The organism is Salmonella sp. SAL00670, assembly GCF_046552235.1.
GTDB classification, from domain to species: Bacteria; Pseudomonadota; Gammaproteobacteria; order Enterobacterales; family Enterobacteriaceae; genus Salmonella; species Salmonella enterica.
On record NZ_JBGDUO010000001.1, the window covers coordinates 396,305 to 409,945 of the forward strand.

The 13,641-nt window shown below is 52.9% G+C and carries 16 protein-coding genes; 15 read left to right on the plus strand and 1 reads right to left on the minus strand.

The window, feature by feature from the left end; translation table 11 throughout:
* Positions 1–498 precede the first annotated feature (498 nt).
* The 3 genes from rluC to ACLJRS_RS01950 all read left to right on the plus strand — a co-directional run bounded on the left by rluC (position 499) and on the right by ACLJRS_RS01950 (position 2,784).
* On the plus strand, positions 499–1,458 hold the full coding sequence (rluC, locus tag ACLJRS_RS01940) for a 23S rRNA pseudouridine(955/2504/2580) synthase RluC (RefSeq protein WP_000846316.1): 960 nt from the start codon (positions 499–501) through the stop codon (positions 1,456–1,458).
* A 155-nt stretch (positions 1,459–1,613) separates the two neighbouring features.
* Positions 1,614–2,357 (plus strand): DUF3053 domain-containing protein, encoded by a 744-nt coding sequence (locus tag ACLJRS_RS01945; protein WP_077906469.1) that lies wholly within the window; start codon positions 1,614–1,616, stop codon positions 2,355–2,357.
* Between the two features lie 202 nt (positions 2,358–2,559).
* Positions 2,560–2,784 carry a hypothetical protein gene (locus tag ACLJRS_RS01950; RefSeq protein WP_000528423.1) on the plus strand — a complete coding sequence of 75 codons (225 nt, stop codon included), beginning with the start codon at positions 2,560–2,562 and terminating at the stop codon, positions 2,782–2,784.
* A gap of 71 nt (positions 2,785–2,855) precedes the next feature.
* On the opposite strand, the gene ACLJRS_RS01955 is transcribed toward ACLJRS_RS01950, so the two are convergent.
* Complete coding sequence (locus ACLJRS_RS01955) at positions 2,856–3,440, minus strand: Maf family protein (protein ID WP_001137605.1); 585 nt, start codon at positions 3,438–3,440, stop codon at positions 2,856–2,858.
* Between the two features lie 197 nt (positions 3,441–3,637).
* Here ACLJRS_RS01955 and yceD point away from each other — a divergent pair, with 197 nt between their 5' ends.
* The 12 genes from yceD to holB all read left to right on the plus strand — a co-directional run bounded on the left by yceD (position 3,638) and on the right by holB (position 13,631).
* The gene (gene yceD / locus ACLJRS_RS01960) at positions 3,638–4,159 is read left to right on the plus strand and encodes a 23S rRNA accumulation protein YceD (RefSeq protein ID WP_001174492.1); all 522 of its coding nucleotides are present in this window, start codon (positions 3,638–3,640) and stop codon (positions 4,157–4,159) included.
* Between the two features lie 51 nt (positions 4,160–4,210).
* Entirely contained in the window at positions 4,211–4,384 is a 174-nt protein-coding gene (gene rpmF / locus ACLJRS_RS01965) for a 50S ribosomal protein L32 (protein ID WP_000290727.1), read from the plus strand.
* Positions 4,385–4,517: 133 nt separating this feature from the next.
* Positions 4,518–5,597, plus strand: a complete 1,080-nt coding sequence (gene plsX, locus ACLJRS_RS01970) for a phosphate acyltransferase PlsX (protein ID WP_001518286.1) — start codon at positions 4,518–4,520, stop codon at positions 5,595–5,597.
* 79 nt (positions 5,598–5,676) lie between these two features.
* The gene (fabH, locus tag ACLJRS_RS01975) at positions 5,677–6,630 is read left to right on the plus strand and encodes a beta-ketoacyl-ACP synthase III (protein WP_000288148.1); all 954 of its coding nucleotides are present in this window, start codon (positions 5,677–5,679) and stop codon (positions 6,628–6,630) included.
* Positions 6,631–6,645: 15 nt separating this feature from the next.
* Positions 6,646–7,575: an ACP S-malonyltransferase gene (fabD, locus tag ACLJRS_RS01980; RefSeq protein ID WP_410957743.1), complete on the plus strand. Its 930-nt coding sequence runs from the start codon at positions 6,646–6,648 to the stop codon at positions 7,573–7,575.
* Positions 7,576–7,587: 12 nt separating this feature from the next.
* Entirely contained in the window at positions 7,588–8,322 is a 735-nt protein-coding gene (gene fabG, locus ACLJRS_RS01985) for a 3-oxoacyl-ACP reductase FabG (RefSeq protein WP_000007236.1), read from the plus strand.
* A gap of 155 nt (positions 8,323–8,477) precedes the next feature.
* Positions 8,478–8,714 (plus strand): acyl carrier protein, encoded by a 237-nt coding sequence (gene acpP, locus ACLJRS_RS01990; RefSeq protein WP_000103754.1) that lies wholly within the window; start codon positions 8,478–8,480, stop codon positions 8,712–8,714.
* Positions 8,715–8,799: 85 nt separating this feature from the next.
* Positions 8,800–10,041: a beta-ketoacyl-ACP synthase II gene (fabF, locus tag ACLJRS_RS01995; protein WP_000044664.1), complete on the plus strand. Its 1,242-nt coding sequence runs from the start codon at positions 8,800–8,802 to the stop codon at positions 10,039–10,041.
* A gap of 123 nt (positions 10,042–10,164) precedes the next feature.
* The gene (gene pabC, locus ACLJRS_RS02000) at positions 10,165–10,974 is read left to right on the plus strand and encodes an aminodeoxychorismate lyase (protein WP_000478656.1); all 810 of its coding nucleotides are present in this window, start codon (positions 10,165–10,167) and stop codon (positions 10,972–10,974) included.
* Positions 10,975–10,976: 2 nt separating this feature from the next.
* A complete protein-coding gene (gene yceG, locus ACLJRS_RS02005) occupies positions 10,977–11,999 on the plus strand; it encodes a cell division protein YceG (RefSeq protein WP_000736459.1) in 1,023 nt (340 codons plus the stop codon).
* Positions 11,989–12,630 (plus strand): dTMP kinase, encoded by a 642-nt coding sequence (gene tmk / locus ACLJRS_RS02010; RefSeq protein ID WP_000535396.1) that lies wholly within the window; start codon positions 11,989–11,991, stop codon positions 12,628–12,630. The genes yceG and tmk overlap by 11 nt, the downstream gene beginning before the upstream one ends.
* Positions 12,627–13,631, plus strand: a complete 1,005-nt coding sequence (holB, locus tag ACLJRS_RS02015) for a DNA polymerase III subunit delta' (RefSeq protein WP_000872450.1) — start codon at positions 12,627–12,629, stop codon at positions 13,629–13,631. Before tmk ends, holB begins: the two co-directional genes overlap by 4 nt.
* The last annotated feature ends 10 nt before the right edge of the window (positions 13,632–13,641 follow it).

Sequence of the window (13,641 nt, forward strand, 5' to 3'; positions counted from 1 at the left end):
GCCTCGTGACTATTTCGCGTCGCCAACCTCACGGTTATCGTCAGCTCAAAGAGGCGCAGAGTGTCGGTTGCCTGTATTTCATACGGAAACACAGCGCAATTATCAGGGAAGCAGCCTGGGCATTACTCTCCAGAGAAGATCCTATCTACCGGTAAGGACTGCAACCCGCAGCCCGCTAACTGTCTGAAAAATCAATACGTCTTACGCCATTGCTGCGTTGATGATCGGTCAGACAAAATGGGTTATTCCGCTAAACTTTTTGTTTTAACAAGTTTCGGTGCGGAAACCGCATCATTATTCCACTGCTAACCTTGTTATAGCAAGATGACTTTTACCATTTATCACCCGCTTACTCACAGTTTTTTCACCAGCGCGAGCCAATCGCTTTAATAACCAGCAAAACCGCAGTGAAAAATGTTCATCCGCTGGCGTAGACGTCTCTATAAGCATAGAAAAATGTGTGGCGCGAATCTCACAGGCTATTTAGAATCGCCCCCCATGAAAACAGAAACGCCATCCGTAAAAATTGTTGCCATCGCCGCTGACGAAGCGGGGCAACGCATTGATAACTTTTTGCGCACCCAACTGAAAGGGGTACCAAAAAGTATGATTTATCGCATCTTGCGTAAAGGCGAGGTGCGGGTGAACAAAAAACGCATTAAACCGGAATACAAACTGGAAGCGGGCGATGAAGTCCGCATTCCGCCGGTTCGCGTTGCTGAACGCGAAGAAGAGGCCGTGTCGCCGCATTTGCAAAAAGTGGCGGCGTTGGCGGACGTCATTTTGTATGAAGACGACCATATTCTGGTGCTGAATAAGCCTTCCGGCACCGCCGTACACGGCGGGAGCGGGTTAAGTTTCGGCGTCATCGAAGGGCTGCGGGCATTGCGCCCGGAAGCGCGATTCCTGGAACTGGTGCATCGTCTTGACCGCGATACCTCCGGCGTGCTGTTGGTGGCGAAAAAACGCTCCGCGCTGCGTTCGCTGCATGAGCAACTGCGCGAAAAGGGAATGCAGAAAGATTATCTGGCGCTGGTGCGCGGCCAGTGGCAATCGCACGTTAAAACCGTACAGGCGCCATTATTAAAGAACATTCTGCAAAGCGGCGAACGCATTGTCCGCGTGAGCCAGGAAGGTAAACCGTCAGAAACGCGCTTCAAGGTGGAAGAGCGCTATGCCTTCGCCACGCTGGTGCGCTGTAGCCCGGTCACAGGCCGTACGCATCAGATTCGCGTCCATACCCAATATGCCGGTCACCCTATTGCGTTCGACGATCGCTACGGCGACCGTGAGTTTGATCAACAGCTTACCGAAGCGGGAACCGGTCTTAAACGTCTCTTTCTGCACGCCGCGGCGCTGAAGTTCACGCATCCGGGAACGGGCGACGTCATGCGCATTGAAGCGCCAATGGATAGCGCCCTGAAGCGCTGTCTGCAGGTGCTGCGTAACGCAAAATAGTTCCTCTCTCGGGCAGGTTATCTGCCCGAATCTCACTTTTCTCATAATATTTTTGTTTTGCTGTATCCGACGCATTTTTACCGTTGTGTACTGTTTATTCTTGCGATCCGGATTTCGGCGTGTTTAAGGACGAACAGATGGCCAATACTAGCTGGATGCGCTCATTTACTCAGCGTTGGGGAAAATACGTTATCGTGCCGCTCGTGATCGCGATGCTGACCGGTTGCGAAGGGAAGGGCGATAGTTCACGACGGGCTTTCGTTGAGTATTTGAATACGCAAATCATTACGTCTCCCGTGGTGGGCGTCTGTGAGTTGACGCCAGCCCAACGTCAGGCTTTTGGTCATTACGCCGATGACTACGATGTACTATTAGCTGCCTACGGGCAAATCTTTGCTGTGGTGTATGAGACCTGCCAGGAGGATAAGATCACCGGTGTTATTCAGTCTGAGCGTGATAATCTGGTTTTCCTGAACGAGCTACATGTGGCTCGTGACGTAAACAATCGATTTATCCTTCGGTTGAAAAATGTGAGTAGTGAAAACAGAAAAAAATATTCTGCTTTAAAGCTCCCCTCTGATGTGAAGCCTGTCTTTGACGCTGCGTGGAATAAAACCGTAACACCGCTGGATGAGACGATGACTCGCTATTATTTTCTGTGCGGAAAGCGGCTCGACCAACTGGTCGCAATGGGCGAGTTTCTGCAAAAACAGGGAAATAAAGTCCGCTTTGAAACGAATGGAAAAGCGGTTTTTGCCGACCTGGCAGCAAAAGAACACTTTCAGGATCAACAATTTAATTTTTTCATTACGCAGAATGATATAAACCATCTTACTCAGCAGATGGTTGAATTTATACATAGTCAACAAGATGCGGCTGATGCTGGCGGCGTTAATTAAAGGAATGTGTCGTGAGGTGAAGCAATGTTAGGGGGGCGTAAACTCATCGCGAGATGGAATTTAACGAGTCGCAAGGGGAAGGTTTCAGGACAGTAAACGTCCTGAGAGTTGCTCGCGAGAATAAGTTCGTAAGCCGTTTTTGACGCCGTAGAGCGCGTCAGGCGAGTATTGAGAACATGTGTTTTTACAAAACTGAACTGAGATGGGGAATTCATTAACGCACACGTATACCGCTGTTGATACCCTATGGGATAAAACGCACCGTACATCGGTTCGTAATGCCAATGCTTTTTTTCTGGTCGGTGAATGGATTGACCAGGAAACGGGCCCGCACGAAGAGAGTGAAGATCGGCAGGCGCTAAATTGTTCACAACAAGCGCTTTCCAGTTGGTTAGAACTGGAAGCGGTCGAAACTGCTCCCCAATAAACGGGAGATAATTACCTACACGTGCAGAAACGGCTTTTAGCGGTATTTGAAAAGCCTACAGAGTAGGCCGTTTACTGCTGTAGCGGGTTGAAGCCCTCCCGTCGCAGCATCTGGCACAGGGCAATAAGCGGCAAGCCGATCAGCGTGTTCGGATCGCGGCCCTCTAAGCGCTCAAATAATGCAATGCCTAAACCTTCGCTTTTAAAACTTCCCGCGCAGTGCAGCGGATGCTCTTTACGGACATAGTCGTCTATTTCCGCTTCGCTTAAATGGCGAAAATGAACGTCAAAAGGCTCCACTTCGGTTTGTAAGTGCCCGGAGGCGGAGTTATACAGTGCCAGTCCGGTATAAAACGTCACAATATTTCCGCTGGCTTTGGCTAATTGCTGACGCGCTTTTTCTTCCGTCAGCGGTTTGCCGGTGATTTCGCCGTCCAGAACACAAATTTGGTCGGAGCCAATAATCAAATGATTCGGGAAACGCGCGGCGAGCGATTGCGCCTTCGCCTGCGCCAGCCGCAGCACCAACTGACGCGGCGCTTCGCCCGGCATGGGGGTTTCATCAACATCCGGCGCGGCGCATTCGAAAGGAATCGTCAGCTTTTCCAGCAGCGCGCGACGCCAGGGAGAGGTAGACGCAAGGATGAGACGGGGCATATTTTTTCCCTCAGATATAGCGTAATGATGAGAGCCATCTTAAACTATGCTCTTCGGTCTTCAAGCCTGTCATACTGACTCGTCTTGAGCGAAAATAAGTCTGTAGCCCGCAATGTGTGCGAATTATTGGCAAAAGGCAACCGCAGGCTGCCTTTTTCTTTGACTATATGACGTTACGAAGTTAATATGCGCGCCCTATGCAAAAGGTAAAATTACCCCTGACTCTTGATCCGGTTCGTACCGCTCAAAAACGCCTTGATTACCAGGGTATCTATACCCCCGATCAGGTTGAGCGCGTTGCCGAATCTGTAGTCAGTGTGGACAGTGATGTGGAATGCTCCATGTCGTTCGCTATCGATAACCAGCGTCTCGCCGTTTTAACCGGCGATGCGGTCGTTACGGTGTCGCTCGAATGCCAGCGTTGCGGGAAACCGTTTACCCATCAGGTTCACACAACGTATTGTTTTAGCCCTGTCCGTTCCGACGAGCAGGCTGAAGCACTGCCGGAAGCGTATGAGCCGATTGAGGTAAACGAATTCGGCGAAATCGATCTGCTGGCGACGGTTGAAGATGAAATCATCCTCGCCTTGCCGGTAGTTCCGGTGCATGATTCTGAACACTGTGAAGTGTCCGAGGCGGACATGGTCTTTGGCGAACTGCCTGATGAAGCGCAAAAGCCAAACCCATTTGCCGTATTAGCCAGCTTAAAGCGTAAGTAATAGGTCTTCCCCGCGGACGCAGGGATAAACCGTAATTGAGGAGTAAGGTCCATGGCCGTACAACAGAATAAACCAACCCGTTCCAAACGTGGCATGCGTCGTTCCCATGACGCTCTGACCGCAGTCACCAGCCTGTCTGTAGACAAAACTTCTGGTGAAAAACACCTGCGTCACCACATCACTGCCGACGGTTACTACCGCGGCCGTAAGGTCATCGCTAAGTAATCGCGCGATACTCGATGCCTTTTGCATCACAGGCGTGCCTGTGGTGTAAAAGCCGAAGAGTACAAGCGTGATAAAGCTTAGTGAGGATTTCTCCGCGTAAGCGGAGAACACCGAACCAGGCAGCGACGATACCTTGACACGTCTAACCCTGGCGTTAGATGTCATGGGGGGCGATTTTGGTCCTTCCGTGACGGTGCCTGCAGCATTGCAGGCACTGAACGCTAATTCGCAGCTCACTCTTCTTTTAGTCGGGAATCCCGATATTATCACGCCATTACTTGCCAAAGCTGACTTTGAACAACGTTCGCGTCTGCAGATTATCCCTGCACAGTCAGTTATTGCCAGTGATGCCCGGCCTTCGCAGGCGATCCGCGCCAGTCGCGGGACATCCATGCGTGTGGCCCTGGAGCTTGTGAAAGAAGGCCGAGCCGAAGCTTGCGTTAGCGCCGGTAATACCGGGGCGCTGATGGGGCTGGCGAAATTATTACTCAAGCCTCTTGAGGGGATTGAGCGTCCGGCGTTGGTGACGGTATTACCGCACCAGCAAAAGGGCAAAACGGTAGTGCTTGATTTGGGGGCCAACGTCGACTGCGACAGTACCATGCTGGTGCAGTTTGCCGTGATGGGCGCCGTTTTGGCGGAAGAAGTCGTCGGGATCAAAAATCCCCGCGTGGCGCTACTCAATATCGGGGAAGAAGAAACCAAAGGCCTCGACAGTATTCGCGAAGCCTCTTTAATGTTAAAAACAGTCCCAACCATCAATTACATCGGCTACCTTGAGGCGAATGAGTTACTGACGGGAAAAACCGATGTACTGGTGTGTGACGGCTTTACAGGCAATGTCACACTTAAAACGATGGAGGGGGTTGTCAGAATGTTCCTTTCACTGCTGAAATCACAGGGCGAGGGGAAAAAACGGTCGTGGTGGCTGCTGTTATTAAAACGTTGGTTACAAAAAAGCCTGACGAGGCGATTCAGTCACCTCAACCCCGACCAGTATAATGGCGCCTGTCTGTTAGGATTGCGCGGCACGGTGATAAAAAGTCATGGTGCGGCCAATCAGCGAGCATTTGCAGTCGCGATTGAACAGGCAGTGCAGGCGGTGCAGCGACAAGTTCCTCAGCGAATTGCCGCTCGCCTGGAATCTGTATACCCAGCCGGATTTGAACCGCTGGACGATGGCAAAGGCGTAAACCTGCGGGCGCACAGATAATATCGTTGTCTCCCCGGCGCCGCCAGCGTGCCAGACGTTTACAGGTAACGGTATATAACCGAAAAGTGACTGAGCGTACATGTATACGAAGATTATTGGTACTGGCAGCTATCTGCCCGAACAAGTGCGGACTAACGCCGATCTGGAAAAAATGGTTGAGACCTCTGACGAGTGGATTGTCACTCGTACAGGTATTCGTGAACGCCATATCGCCGCGCCGAATGAAACTGTCGCGACGATGGGCTTTACCGCTGCGAATCGCGCGATTGAGATGGCGGGGATCGATAAAGACCAAATTGGCTTGATTGTGGTGGCTACCACATCAGCAACGCATGCATTTCCAAGCGCGGCATGTCAGATTCAAAGTATGCTCGGTATTAAAGGTTGCCCGGCGTTTGATGTCGCGGCAGCGTGCGCAGGTTTCACCTACGCGTTAAGCATCGCCGACCAGTACGTTAAATCCGGCGCGGTTAAACACGCGCTGGTGGTCGGTTCCGATGTATTAGCCCGCACTTGCGATCCTGGCGATCGCGGTACGATCATTATTTTCGGCGATGGCGCAGGCGCGGCCGTACTGAGCGCTTCTGAAGAACCGGGTATTATCTCCACTCATCTTCATGCCGATGGCCGTTACGGTGAATTACTGACCCTGCCGAATGCCGATCGCGTAAATCCGGATAACCCGATTTACCTGACAATGGCGGGCAATGAAGTCTTTAAAGTGGCGGTCACTGAACTGGCGCATATTGTCGATGAGACGCTGGCGGCTAATAACCTGGATCGCTCAGAACTCGATTGGCTGGTGCCGCATCAGGCTAACCTGCGTATCATTAGCGCGACAGCGAAAAAACTCGGCATGTCGATGGACAATGTCGTCGTCACGCTGGACAGGCACGGCAATACCTCCGCGGCTTCTGTGCCGTGCGCGCTGGATGAAGCCGTGCGTGACGGGCGAATTAAAGCCGGTCAGCTGGTATTGCTTGAAGCCTTCGGGGGTGGATTCACCTGGGGCTCCGCGCTGATTCGTTTCTAGTATAAGGATTTAAACATGACGCAATTTGCATTTGTGTTCCCCGGTCAGGGTTCTCAGAGCGTTGGGATGTTGGCCGAAATGGCGGCAAATTACCCTATCGTAGAAGAAACGTTTGCTGAAGCTTCTGCGGCTCTGGGATATGATCTGTGGGCGCTCACCCAGCAAGGTCCAGCGGAAGAACTGAATAAAACCTGGCAGACGCAGCCGGCGTTATTAACCGCTTCCGTCGCGCTTTGGCGCGTTTGGCAGCAGCAGGGCGGTAAAATGCCTGCGTTAATGGCAGGTCACAGCCTGGGCGAATATTCCGCGCTGGTTTGCGCTGGCGTCATCAACTTTGCTGATGCCGTTCGTCTGGTGGAAATGCGCGGTAAATTCATGCAGGAAGCGGTTCCGGAAGGCACTGGCGGCATGTCTGCGATCATCGGGCTGGATGATGCCTCTATTGCTAAAGCCTGTGAAGAATCTGCCGAAGGGCAGGTTGTTTCGCCGGTTAACTTTAACTCGCCGGGACAGGTGGTTATCGCCGGGCATAAAGAGGCGATAGAACGTGCGGGCGCAGCCTGTAAAGCCGCTGGCGCGAAACGCGCGCTGCCGCTGCCGGTGAGCGTACCGTCGCACTGCGCGCTGATGAAACCAGCGGCAGATAAGCTGGCGGTTGAATTAGCCAAAATTACCTTTAGCGCGCCAACGGTGCCGGTAGTAAACAACGTTGACGTGAAATGTGAAACCGATGCCGCCGCTATCCGTGATGCGCTGGTTCGCCAGTTGTACAATCCGGTACAGTGGACGAAGAGCGTGGAATTTATCGCGGCGCAGGGCGTTGAACATCTTTATGAAGTGGGTCCAGGTAAAGTCCTCACTGGTCTGACGAAACGTATTGTCGACACCCTGACAGCGTCGGCGCTGAACGAGCCGGCGGCGCTGTCTGCGGCACTTACGCAATAAAAGAGGAAAACCATGAGCTTTGAAGGAAAGATTGCGCTGGTGACTGGTGCAAGCCGTGGCATAGGCCGCGCAATTGCAGAGACTCTCGTTGCCCGCGGCGCGAAAGTTATCGGGACTGCGACCAGTGAAAATGGTGCGAAGAACATTAGCGACTATTTAGGTGCTAACGGGAAAGGTTTGATGCTGAATGTGACCGATCCTGCATCTATTGAATCTGTTCTGGAAAATATTCGCGCAGAATTTGGTGAAGTGGATATCCTGGTTAATAATGCCGGTATCACTCGTGATAATCTGTTGATGCGAATGAAAGATGATGAGTGGAACGATATTATCGAAACCAATTTATCATCCGTTTTCCGCCTGTCAAAAGCGGTAATGCGCGCTATGATGAAAAAGCGTTGTGGTCGCATTATCACTATTGGTTCTGTGGTTGGTACCATGGGAAATGCAGGTCAGGCAAACTACGCTGCGGCGAAAGCGGGCCTGATCGGTTTCAGTAAATCACTGGCGCGTGAAGTTGCGTCCCGTGGTATTACTGTCAATGTTGTGGCTCCGGGTTTTATTGAAACGGACATGACGCGTGCGCTGTCTGACGATCAGCGTGCGGGTATCCTGGCGCAGGTGCCTGCGGGTCGCCTCGGCGGCGCTCAGGAAATCGCCAGTGCGGTTGCATTTTTAGCCTCTGACGAAGCGAGTTACATCACTGGTGAGACTCTGCACGTCAACGGCGGAATGTACATGGTTTAATCACGATTGAAAAATATTTGCGTTATTAGGGCGAAAGGCCGCAAAATAACGTAAAATCGTGGTAAGACCTGCCGGGATTTAGTTGCAAATTTTTCAACATTTTATACACTACGAAAACCATCGCGAAAGCGAGTTTTGATAGGAAATTTAAGAGTATGAGCACTATCGAAGAACGCGTTAAGAAAATTATCGGCGAACAGCTGGGCGTTAAGCAGGAAGAAGTAACCAACAATGCTTCTTTCGTTGAAGACCTGGGCGCAGATTCTCTTGACACCGTTGAGCTGGTAATGGCTCTGGAAGAAGAGTTTGATACTGAGATTCCGGACGAAGAAGCTGAGAAAATCACCACCGTTCAGGCTGCCATTGATTACATCAACGGCCACCAGGCGTAAGTGAACATCTCCAGGCGGTCGTTCGACCGCCTGAGTTTTATCTTTTTGTCCCACTAGAATCATTTTCCCTCCCTGGAGGACAACCGTGTCTAAGCGTCGTGTAGTTGTGACCGGACTGGGCATGTTGTCTCCTGTCGGCAATACCGTAGAGTCTACCTGGAAAGCTCTCCTTGCCGGTCAGAGTGGCATCAGCCTGATCGACCATTTCGATACTAGCGCCTATGCAACGAAATTTGCTGGCTTAGTAAAGGATTTTAACTGTGATGACATTATCTCGCGCAAAGAACAGCGCAAGATGGATGCCTTCATTCAATATGGAATTGTCGCTGGCGTACAGGCCATGCAGGATTCTGGCCTTGAAGTGACGGAAGAGAACGCAAGCCGTATTGGCGCCGCTATCGGCTCCGGTATCGGTGGTCTCGGTCTGATCGAAGAAAACCACAGTTCGCTGGTAAAAGGCGGACCGCGTAAGATTAGCCCGTTCTTTGTCCCGTCGACGATTGTTAACATGGTAGCAGGCCATCTGACTATCATGTATGGCCTGCGTGGGCCAAGCATCTCTATTGCGACTGCCTGTACTTCAGGCGTGCATAACATCGGCCATGCCGCGCGTATCATCGCCTATGGCGATGCGGACGCGATGGTGGCAGGTGGCGCAGAAAAAGCCAGTACGCCGCTGGGCGTAGGTGGTTTTGGCGCAGCGCGCGCGCTGTCGACCCGCAACGATAACCCACAGGCGGCGAGCCGTCCGTGGGATAAAGAACGCGATGGTTTTGTATTGGGCGACGGTGCCGGTATGTTGGTGCTTGAAGAGTACGAACATGCAAAAGCGCGTGGTGCGAAAATCTATGCTGAAATCGTCGGCTTTGGTATGAGCAGCGATGCTTACCATATGACGTCGCCGCCGGAAAATGGCGCAGGCGCTGCGCTGGCGATGGTTAACGCGTTGCGTGATGCCGCGATTGAGCCTGCTCAGATTGGCTACGTCAACGCGCACGGCACGTCGACGCCTGCCGGCGACAAAGCTGAGACGCAGGCAGTTAAGTCAGTCTTTGGCGATGCTGCAAGCCGAGTGATGGTGAGCTCGACCAAATCGATGACCGGCCATCTGTTGGGCGCCGCAGGCGCAGTAGAGTCTATTTTCTCTATTCTGGCGCTACGCGATCAGGCCATTCCGCCAACCATTAATCTGGATAACCCGGATGAAGGTTGCGATCTGGACTTCGTGCCGCATGAAGCGCGCCAGGTCAGCGATCTGGAGTACGCTCTGTGTAACTCCTTTGGCTTTGGCGGAACTAACGGTTCCTTGATTTTTAAAAAGATCTAAGTTAAGCCAGAGACAGACATTAATAAAAAGGTCCGCTTGTCGGGCCTTTTTTATCAGGCATATCACCTCTTGTTCTGCGTTATTCATCCTGCCACACTAGCAGGCGACGGATAAGGAGCCACTATGTTTTTAATTAATGGCCATGCGCAGGATCAACTTGCTGTAAGCGACCGGGCGACGCAGTTCGGCGATGGCAGTTTTACGACCGCACGTATTGTTGATGGCAACATTTGCCATCTGGAAGCGCATCTTCAGCGCTTGCAGGTTGCCTGTGAAAAATTACGGATCGCTTTTAGCCATTGGGCGACCCTTCGGCAAGAGATGACAATGTTGGCCACAGGGCATGATTCAGGCGTGTTGAAAGTGATCATTAGCCGTGGCAGCGGCGGCCGGGGATACAGCGCCACGAATTGTCAGGCAGCTACCCGAATCCTCTCCGTTTCTGCTTATCCCGCTTATTATTCTCAGTGGCGTAAGCAAGGCATCACTCTTACCCTTAGTCCCATACCGCTTGGGCGCAATCCTTATCTTGCCGGATTAAAACATCTGAACCGCCTCGAACAGGTGTTGATTCGCTCTCATCTTGAGCAGACGGACGCCGATGAGGCGCTGGTTCTTGACAGCGAGGGATGGGTTACGGAATGCTGTGCGGCTAATTTGTTCTGGCGTACAGGCGACATTGTTTTTACGCCGCGTCTGGATCAGGCCGGGGTGAACGGCATTATGCGACAATTTTGTTTACGCCAACTGGCGCAATCTCCTTTCCAGGTTCTTGAAGTACAGGCGAGAGAGGAGGCAGTCAGGCAGGCGGATGAGATTATCATCTGCAACGCGCTAATGCCGATTATTCCCATACGCGCCTATCACGGGACGTCGTATTCTTCGCGAACACTGTTTCAATTTTTAGCCCCATTTTGTGAGCATCCGAATTAGTTATGAAAAAATTGTCAGGCGTTTTCCTTCTGCTGTTGGTTGTGCTGGGTATTGCTGCGGGCGTGGGGATGTGGAAAGTTCGCCATCTGGCGAACAGCACGTTACTTATTAAAAACGAGACTATCTTTACGCTCAAGGCGGGAACCGGGCGGCTGGCGCTTGGCGACCAGCTTTATGATGAAAAAATCATTAACCGCCCCCGGGTATTTCAGTGGCTGCTGCGCGTGGAGCCTGAGTTATCGCACTTTAAAGCAGGAACTTACCGTTTTACGCCGGGGATGACCGTACGGGAGATGCTTGAGTTGCTGGAGAGCGGCAAAGAAGCGCAATTCCCGTTGCGGTTTGTGGAAGGGATGCGCCTTAGCGATTACCTGAAACAGCTACGAGAGGCGCCGTATATTCGCCATACATTGCCGGATGATGACTACGCCACTGTCGCTCAGGCATTAAAGCTTGCGCATCCGGAATGGGTAGAAGGGTGGTTCTGGCCCGATACCTGGATGTATACCGCCAACACCAGCGATGTCGCTATTCTCAAGCGAGCGCACCAAAAGATGGTGAAAGCTGTCGATACTGTCTGGAAAGGCCGGGCCGAGGGGCTGCCTTATAAAGATCAGAACCAACTGGTGACAATGGCCTCGATTATTGAAAAAGAGACGGCTGTAGCCAGCGAACGCGATCAGGTGGCCTCAGTCTTTATTAATCGCCTGAGAATCGGTATGCGCCTTCAGACCGATCCCACCGTGATTTACGGGATGGGGACGAGTTATAATGGTAACTTGTCGCGTGCGGATCTGGAAAAGCCGACGGCTTATAACACGTATACCATAACCGGGCTGCCGCCAGGACCGATTGCATCGCCCAGCGAAGCGTCATTGCAGGCGGCGGCGCATCCGGCGAAAACGCCGTATCTCTATTTTGTGGCCGACGGTAAAGGCGGTCACACATTTAACACCAATCTTGCCAGCCATAATCGGTCAGTGCAGGAGTACCTGAAAGTGCTTAAGGAAAAAAATGGGCAGTAATTATATCGTCATCGAGGGCCTGGAAGGCGCCGGAAAAACCACTGCGCGCGACGTGGTGGTGGAGACCCTTGAGCAACTGGGTATTCGTAATATGATTTTTACCCGTGAGCCGGGCGGTACGCAGCTTGCCGAAAAACTAAGAAGTCTGGTGTTGGATATTCGATCGGTAGGCGACGAAGTGATTACCGATAAAGCGGAAGTGCTGATGTTTTATGCCGCTCGCGTACAGCTCGTCGAAACGGTAATCAAACCCGCGCTGGCGCAAGGCATATGGGTGATCGGCGATCGCCACGATCTCTCGACCCAGGCGTATCAGGGGGGAGGGCGCGGCATTGATCAAACCATGCTGGCGACACTACGCGATGCCGTGCTGGGCGATTTTCGCCCTGACCTGACGCTGTATCTGGATGTCACGCCGGAAGTCGGGCTAAAACGCGCCAGAGCGCGCGGCGATTTGGATCGCATTGAGCAGGAATCTTTTGATTTCTTTAACCGGACTCGCGCGCGCTATCTGGAACTGGCGGCGCAAGACTCGCGTATCCGCACCATTGACGCGACCCAGCCGCTGGATGCCGTCATGCGCGACATTCGCGCCACGGTGACGAAGTGGGTGCAGGAGCAAGCGGCATGAAATGGTATCCATGGTTACGGCCCGCCTATGAAAAACTGGTAGAAAGTTACCAGGCGGGACGTGGGCACCATGCGCTACTGATTCAGGCCTTACCTGGCATGGGCGACGAGGCGCTGTGCTATGCGCTGAGCCGTTATCTGTTATGCCAGCAGCCTGAGGGCCACAAAAGCTGTGGGCATTGCCGTGGCTGTCAGCTTATGCAGGCTGGCACGCATCCGGACTATTACACGCTGACGCCGGATAAAGGCAAAAGCAGCCTCGGCGTAGATGCGGTACGCGAGGTCAGCGAGAAATTGTACGAGCACTCCCGTCTGGGCGGCGCGAAGGTGGTGTGGATTGCGGATGCGGCGCTATTAACCGACGCCGCCGCCAATGCGTTGCTCAAAACGCTGGAAGAGCCGCCGGAGCAAACCTGGTTTTTCCTTGCCAGCCCGGAGCCTGCTCGTCTGTTGGCGACATTACGCAGCCGCTGCCGGCTGCATCATCTGGCGCCGCCGTCCGAATCGTATGCGATGTCATGGCTGTCGCGAGAAGTGACGGCGTCACAAGAAGCATTGCTCACGGCGCTACGTCTGAATGCGGGGTCGCCCGGCGCCGCGCTGGCGCTGTTGCAGTCTGAACGCTGGGCGCAGCGTGAGGCGCTGTGTCAGGCGTTAATGGACAGTTTGCATACGGGCGACTGGTATGCGTTATTAACGGCGCTCAATCATGAGCAAGCCCCGGCGCGCCTGCACTGGCTGGCGACGCTGCTGGTAGACGCGCTGAAACGTCAGCACGGCGCGTCGTACCTGACAAACGTTGATGCGGACGCGGTTGTTGCCGCGCTGGCGGGGCCGCTATCCCCGGCGCGTATTCAGGCAATCCTGAACGATGTTTGCCATTGTCGTGATCAATTACTTCATGTGACCGGATTAAACCGCGAACTGGTATTAACCGATCTCATTCTCCGCATCGAGCATTACCTGCAACCAGGCACCTTGTTGCCTGTTCCTCATCTTTGAGAGAGACATT